The sequence below is a fragment of the Ruminobacter sp. RM87 genome (assembly GCF_000701925.1).
Classification (GTDB): Bacteria; Pseudomonadota; Gammaproteobacteria; order Enterobacterales; family Succinivibrionaceae; genus Ruminobacter; species Ruminobacter amylophilus.
Map to the genome: position 1 here is coordinate 1 of NZ_JNKD01000084.1, position 6,886 is coordinate 6,886.

5 protein-coding genes are annotated in these 6,886 nt (G+C 41.5%); 1 reads left to right on the forward strand and 4 read right to left on the reverse strand.

Annotated features, from left to right (window positions below):
* From T489_RS0111560 to T489_RS0111570, 3 genes are all read right to left on the reverse strand, one after another.
* Window positions 1-1,502, reverse strand: a 1,502-nt coding sequence (locus T489_RS0111560; protein WP_031580182.1) for a hypothetical protein, incomplete at its 3' end; no start/stop codon positions are given.
* Window positions 1,503-1,537: 35 nt separating this feature from the next.
* The gene (locus T489_RS0111565; RefSeq protein WP_051622099.1) at window positions 1,538-2,545 is read right to left on the reverse strand and encodes a hypothetical protein; all 1,008 of its coding nucleotides are present in this window, start codon (window positions 2,543-2,545) and stop codon (window positions 1,538-1,540) included.
* Between the two features lie 92 nt (window positions 2,546-2,637).
* A complete protein-coding gene (locus T489_RS0111570) occupies window positions 2,638-3,444 on the reverse strand; it encodes a hypothetical protein (RefSeq protein ID WP_031580185.1) in 807 nt (268 codons plus the stop codon).
* A gap of 269 nt (window positions 3,445-3,713) precedes the next feature.
* Between T489_RS0111570 and T489_RS15005 the strand changes: the two genes are divergently transcribed.
* Window positions 3,714-3,872 (forward strand): hypothetical protein, encoded by a 159-nt coding sequence (locus T489_RS15005; protein ID WP_255327018.1) that lies wholly within the window; start codon window positions 3,714-3,716, stop codon window positions 3,870-3,872.
* Between the two features lie 353 nt (window positions 3,873-4,225).
* On the opposite strand, the gene T489_RS0111590 is transcribed toward T489_RS15005, so the two are convergent.
* The gene (locus tag T489_RS0111590; RefSeq protein ID WP_031580188.1) at window positions 4,226-6,088 is read right to left on the reverse strand and encodes an AAA family ATPase; all 1,863 of its coding nucleotides are present in this window, start codon (window positions 6,086-6,088) and stop codon (window positions 4,226-4,228) included.
* Window positions 6,089-6,886 lie beyond the last annotated feature (798 nt).

Consider the following 6,886-nt stretch of genomic DNA (forward strand, 5'->3'; position numbering starts at 1 on the left):
ATGTTTTTACCTCCCATCTTGGAGTTCAGTTTGTTACAGGCTCCTATAAAACCGTCGTAATCCCCCGTATCGCAGGCTCGGCTGATTTCAGTAAAGCCTTCATAAAATGCCTGTTTATAAAAATTCAGTCTGTCATCGAAATATTTCTCCAGTTCTTCCCGACACTGTCTGATGAATTTGATATGTTCCTGGCATTCGCGTTCTATCCTTATTCTGTTTTCCCTGGATAATTTTGCGTCCTTAAGAGAACTTACAAGACAGCCGTAACATGCTGATGACAGGGCATAACCGAGAGCCGAACCGATTACAGCTCCTACTATCGGAATCGGAATGACTACCTGCCCCACCGTTGCCGACATCGAAGCCACCACCATTGAAAAACCACTCTGTCCCATCCGTTCCAGACATTCGGCACCGTCTATGGTACCGTTAAGATAGGCATGAAGGGACTTACCCGCTTCCAGAGTCATATTGACCATGGCAGCAGGAAGATTGGTTTTTGAAAGGTTACGCAGAACATCCTTCCCTGAATTCTGCATTGTCCCCTTAAGCGCAGAGCCGAAAAAACCTACGGCATATCCTCCGGTGGCAGCCTTTCCCGTTGTTTTTGCTATGTCACAGACAGCATCCTTAGCGTCAATATTCCCCCTGTAATACTCACAGATATTTTTGATAACGGCAACTGAACCACCGATTACCGCGGCATTTCCAGCCTGTTCAAGTCCTGCTCGGTTGGATAGTTTTACGACATCGGCAGCTGTTGAAAGAAAAGGATGCTCTCTGGCAAAAACGGCATCATCCTTGGAAATGCCACTGTCCTTTACCCGTGACTTCAACTTCTTAAGTTTATCTATCTGCTCAGATTTTTGCTTAACTACGTCATCCTGACATTTTCCCGAATCAATCTGCTTCTGAAGCTTATCGATTCGCTTGTCAAGCTCTGACTGAATCTTGGGAACTCCGTTTTCATCCGTTTGGAAATAATCCGAAGGAAGGGTAAAATCTGCTCCGTTATCAATATACTTCTGATAATCTCCGGACATCAGCTTATCAACACATGACTTAACATCATTGCCGACAAACTTCATCTGCATCATGCTGACTATTCTGCCGTCCTTCGTTTCATAATGGTCAAAAAGCTCATCATACTCGCCACTGTTCTTAAGGTCTGTGGCAACTATTCTTTTCTTATCTCCGTTAATTCTGTATTTAGCATTCTTTCTGGCCTGATACTTAAGTTCAGCCGAAAAACCGGACTGCTGCTTAAGATTCTGTTCCGCATACTCCGGATTTATCTTATGCTCACCAATATCCCTGAGGCCTTTTTTAAGATCCATTGCATGATTTTCAGCATCGGTACCTGTATAGACATACAGGTGCTCCTTCACGGCATCCCCGTATCTGCCCACAGGATCATTAGCAGCCCCGAGAATGGCTCCGTCAAGCAGGCTTTCAAACCTGCTTTTTTTCATGTTTTCAGGGAAATGATTTTTCTTTGTCATAAAAACACCGTTACGGACGTAAAACCAATACCGTACTAAGAAATTGCGACAAGATCCGGATATTCCTGTTTAATGCGTTCAGGATCTGATTCATCCGAAGGCTTTCCGGATTCAGTAAGTATTTTCTTATCAAGAAGCGTTTTCAGCAGTTTAACGGCCGCCCCAAGCACTGCCACCTTATTCTTGGCATCAGAGGGGAAAGAGTTCCATTCAGTACCGTACTCATCTATCGTTTTCTCGAGGTTTACTACCCCTCTATCACATACTTTGGCCAATACGGTTATAGCCTTTCGCATAAAGTCTGCGTGTTCGGAAATCTTATTACAGGTCGAACACAGAAGCTCCATCTGTTCGGCATAATCATTGGCCTTTGCGAAATTTGACTTTGCCTCCTCAAGATTCTTACTGGCCTTTGCCCCCATAACGCAACCCAGAATAAGAAGAGCCGGAACGGCAACAATACCGCCAAGCACCATTGTTCCTGCAGCGATTCCGCCACCTCCGGCAGCAAGGGTTCCACCGCCAAGCCAGGCAAGCGTGGCATTAGTTGCAGCCGCCCCGCTCAGTCCCGAAATTGCAGTTCCCGTACCCGCTGACGCGAACCAGCCGACGGCACCGTAAGCCCCATAAGCCGCGGCAGCTCCGGCTAAACCACCACTTACAGTACCTTTAAGGACATCTGATGCAATTACGGTCATTTTTGAAAGCTCCGCTATATTGGCACTGTCCAGATTCAGATTTTTAAACTCGGATACTGTATCTACCTCCGAAAAATTAACGTTTTTTATTTTTCCGAACGTTTTCAGAAAACTGCCGATTGTCCGATCAACCGTCTCAAGTTTTACTCTTCCCAAAGACTCTATGGACTCATTAGCACTTTTCCTGCACTCATCGGCTTTCTCAGAAGCTGATGATATAATTTCACCGGCACGTTCAGAGTAATATGAAGCTTTACTGTTGTCCTTTACGGCTTTAATCGTTTTGGCACCAGCCATAGCACCGCCGGCCGCAAGTACTCCCCATACAAGAAATGGTAATGGCATGACATATCTCCTTACTTTGCTCTCACAGGTATTTCTGACCTAAACGAAAAGACAGGCGAAGACACAGCAGTCACCTGTCTATTTTATCGTACTTATAATGTGCGGAACTTCTCAGCGCAGAATATAAAAAAGTATTGGAATTTAACTAATATATAAACTTTGCAAAACGATCTCCCCAAAACTCCATGATTCCTAAGAACACTATATTTTGTATCACCAAACGCCTTTTCAAATAAAACATGTAATTCTTTATCGTTCTGATAACCTGATCCAGAAAACACCATTGCAGCAATGGTTATTGGATCACCCATTATATTTCCTTCCATACCTAAAAAAGCAGCAGGATCAAACCAAGGAACACTCTCCGTCAGGCACTTTAAAGCGCCGTAGATCTTAGTTTTACAATCTTCAAGCACTTTTATTACTCCAAGTTCCTGTAGCTTTTCATCAATTTGGTTACCGGTACTAGTCGTAAACACAAGCATTCCACCAACATTAGTTTCTGGATCTATTGTGTCTAACTCACATGGAATATTTCGAATAAACTTTGCACCTAGATCGGTAAGCTTCAGACTTTCTCGGTCAATAAGCTTTTCAAAAACAACATCGGCTTTACGATCGCATGATTCTAACAGTTCCTCAAAAGCACTTTCGCAATCAAAATCATTAATTGCAGTATCGCTTTTTAACATGTTTTCTGACCATTTCTTTAAAGTTTTTTCACCACTTTCATTCAAAAAATCATAAATAAAGTCGTTCCCCATGTAGGAAGGTAAATTGTAAATCTCATACACTTCTCCGTTTTCGTCTCGAAAAAATAGCTTTTTAGCCAACTTTTTCTTAAATTGTTCCTTCTGCTCAGATTCGAGCACTTCATTGATTTCATCAGATAAAGACATAATAACCCTCCATTAGTCATTCTTCTTAATTTAAGTTTACATTTGTTTTTTTTTTGAACAGCAAAAGGAGACATCTGATTTCAATTTTGTGATGTAAATATATTTTTTAGATTTATCTAAGAAATATTTTCTGTATTCTGTCTAATGATTAACCATTTTTAACACCACATCCAATGTGCCGTTATCCTGTTGAGCATAACGCATCACATCTCGCACCATTCCATTGGTTCCTTGGACAAAAAGCACAGTCATCCTCATAACACCTGTTTATCGTTACATCAGGTGAGTCCAGAGTGGAATATGATGACGAAACGGTAATAATTCACGAAAACGAAGCCTTTATGATTGAAGGTATCAGACCTCATGTGGTATGGAACAATGCTGACGGTACCACCACGATGATAGGTATCACCATTACCCCTGAATAAATGTTTTTTTATTGGCATCTGCATTCAGTACGGCGAACTGCTGCTAATTCTGATGTTTCTGCTCAGTTTTTTCCAGACTTTCGCTTTTTTTCCGACATCCGGTAAATTTATAATTTACCGTCAGAGATTCAAAGCTGTTATCAATAATGCCTTTTATTATTTAGTCCGTAATATCCCGACAGGAATTAAGTACAGAATTCTTTTCATCACCGCTTTTCCGAACAACGGTAATTTCAATACGTATTTCAGGCAATCAAAATAAATCATTGAACACTCTGTTAAACATCTAACATCACTACCATACTGATTCATAGGATAAAAAAAGGAATTAGGAAGATATGTTATGCCGCAATTTATTCCGTTCGTATCTTGACCTTTTTTCCTGAAAAGGCAATCCCGAATTTTATGATGTCAGCTATACCTTCAGTTCTTATTTCGGCATCATAACCTTTTACGTTTATCTGATTAAGAGCCTCTGCGGATAACGCATCCAGATTCTCTTCATTCAGTTCTTTATTCCATTTCAGTTCCATTAGTATAGCGGGATACTTATTATCTCTCGGAATCATGCAGATATCATATCGTCCGTCACCGGATTCCCTGTTGGATCTGATCCTGTATTGATTATCCATCAATGCGATTAAACCAAGAACCAGGCCATGATAAAACCCTTCAGCACCTGCATCATAGAAACTGATGCTGTTCTTCATATACTCTTCGATTCCGTCCTGAAGTTTCTTTGTGTCCCGTGCATAGAGGCTTTCTGCAATCTTGTTGGCCGTAGCTCTCCTCATCGCACCAATCTGCATAAGATGTGAAAGAATTTCACTTTTATATACTGCAGCAGTCTCTCTGTTTGGAATGGCAACCTCACACAGCCAGGCTCCATCTCCCTGAAGAACCTTCTTCACGGTTTTCAGATAGCCGGCAACCAAAAGCAGGCTGTAGATGTTAGCAGGATCATCTGCTAAAGATCTGTACACGACGTTCTGATCGATTCTAGCAATAACAGGTTCGCCACGAAGAAGTGAATACAGTTTTTCAGAGATATCATCCGTTGCCGCATCCAAAACATCTTCCAGAACTTCATTTTTTCCGGTGTTCACCAAATATGCCTGTGGCAGACATCCCTTGGAAAGATAATTGATTACTGACCATGGGTTATATATTTCCTTACTTCCGAAAAAATAGCCGTCATACCAATTCCTAAGCTCATCAGCTTTGTCAGAGGCTCCGTAGTAAGAAAGCATTTCTCCAACTTCCTGTTTAGTGAACCCGAAATAACCGTCGTACTCCTCATCCATGACCGAACTGACAGCCAGATTGTTCAGACCACTGAATATACTCTCCTGCGCTATTCTTAAGATACCGGTAAGGAAACCATATGACAGGTTACTGTTATCTTTGAATGCACCGGAAAAAAAATTCCTCATAAATCCCACAATCTCATCATAAAACTCTTTCGAATATTCTTCCTGAATCGGAGTATCGTACTCGTCAATAATGATGATTGGAGCCTTGTTGTAATGAACAGTAAGCATTTTTGACAGTTTTTGAAGAGATGAGGAAAGTTCTACTTCATCAGCCTCACCATTCAGAACCTTCTCAAAATATTCCTTCTCATATTTAGCAAGCCTGTCACTGTTTCCAAGTTCGGAGTGTCTCCCGAATTCTTCCTGAAGCAATCCAGAGATCTTTGCAAACGTTGCTTGCCAAGAATCATATTTAACGTCTTTAAATGTCAGAAAAATTACGGGATATTTTCCCTGATGGCACCTGTACTCCTCGCCACACTGCCAAATGGCTTTGTCAGCAAAATACCGGCCCGTATCCTCATCCGATATTTCAAAAAAGACTCTCAGCATATCCATGTTCAGAGTCTTTCCGAATCTTCTTGGTCTCGTAAACAACGATACAAGAGCTTTGCGATCCAGAAAATCCCTGATTAAAAGAGTTTTGTCCACATAATAGTATTCAGACTGCGCCCGGATATAATCAGAAATCCCGACCGGAAGCGGTTTTCTGCCGTTCGCCCCACCAGACTTAACGTATCTCCCGGTAACTATGCGACTGTCAGCGGGGCGCTCTGCTCCGTCAGGTATCTGCCACTGTCTTCCGAGTTTAACAGCCCCCGGAATCTTTCCTTCCTCGCAGAATTCCCTTACTCTGCGTTCTGATATACTCCATACTGCAGACATTTCCTTACAGGATTTCATATAGGCATTCTCCAATTGCATCGGTCATTTACCACAGCATAAACATTATTCGGAAGGATGTCAAATTATTATCGATATCCTTCCGAACATCATTCCGAAAGATATCGTCACCACCTCATGAATTCTGCTCTCCTAAAAAAACAGCCTTTCCTGCAATCTTTACCATATTTTCCCGCACTCCGGCAAAAGAATTCCCTTCTTTCCGAGGCATGTGAGCATACCTGATCAGACTTCCATAAACGGAGGCGTCAATACGGAACGAGCATGAAGCGTGAATTGGCCCTTACAGGATTCTCGGAAATTTTAAGCAGACACATGCTGACACAGTAGACATGCTTTTCAGATGAAGGAACAGTGACTGCTTCCTGCCGACAGACCAATTCTTTCAGTTGAGAAAAATATCTAATATATTATCTTTTATGTTAACAGAGAGGTGTTTGAACTTGCAGTCAACGTAGCCACCGTTCTGTTTTTTACTCAGTGCTGCTTAACGAGCTTGGACGTAATGTGATTTAGTAGGCCAGTTTTAACCAAATTACTTTACCATCGTTAACCAAATAGTTTACCACCTCTAACTTAATTATCAGGCCATCTATAATTTTTTCTGCCAGATTTGTTTACCACGATTAATCTAATTAACAGTCCATTGTTAACTTTTTTACTTTACCACGCTTAACCTTAATATGTTACCACTGAAGGACAACCGGCATAATTGCCGATTATCCTATTCGTCAGTTACTTAAGAGATTTAGGAGGAAACAGTTCCATACTCTGGTCACTTATAAGCTCTTTCAGATA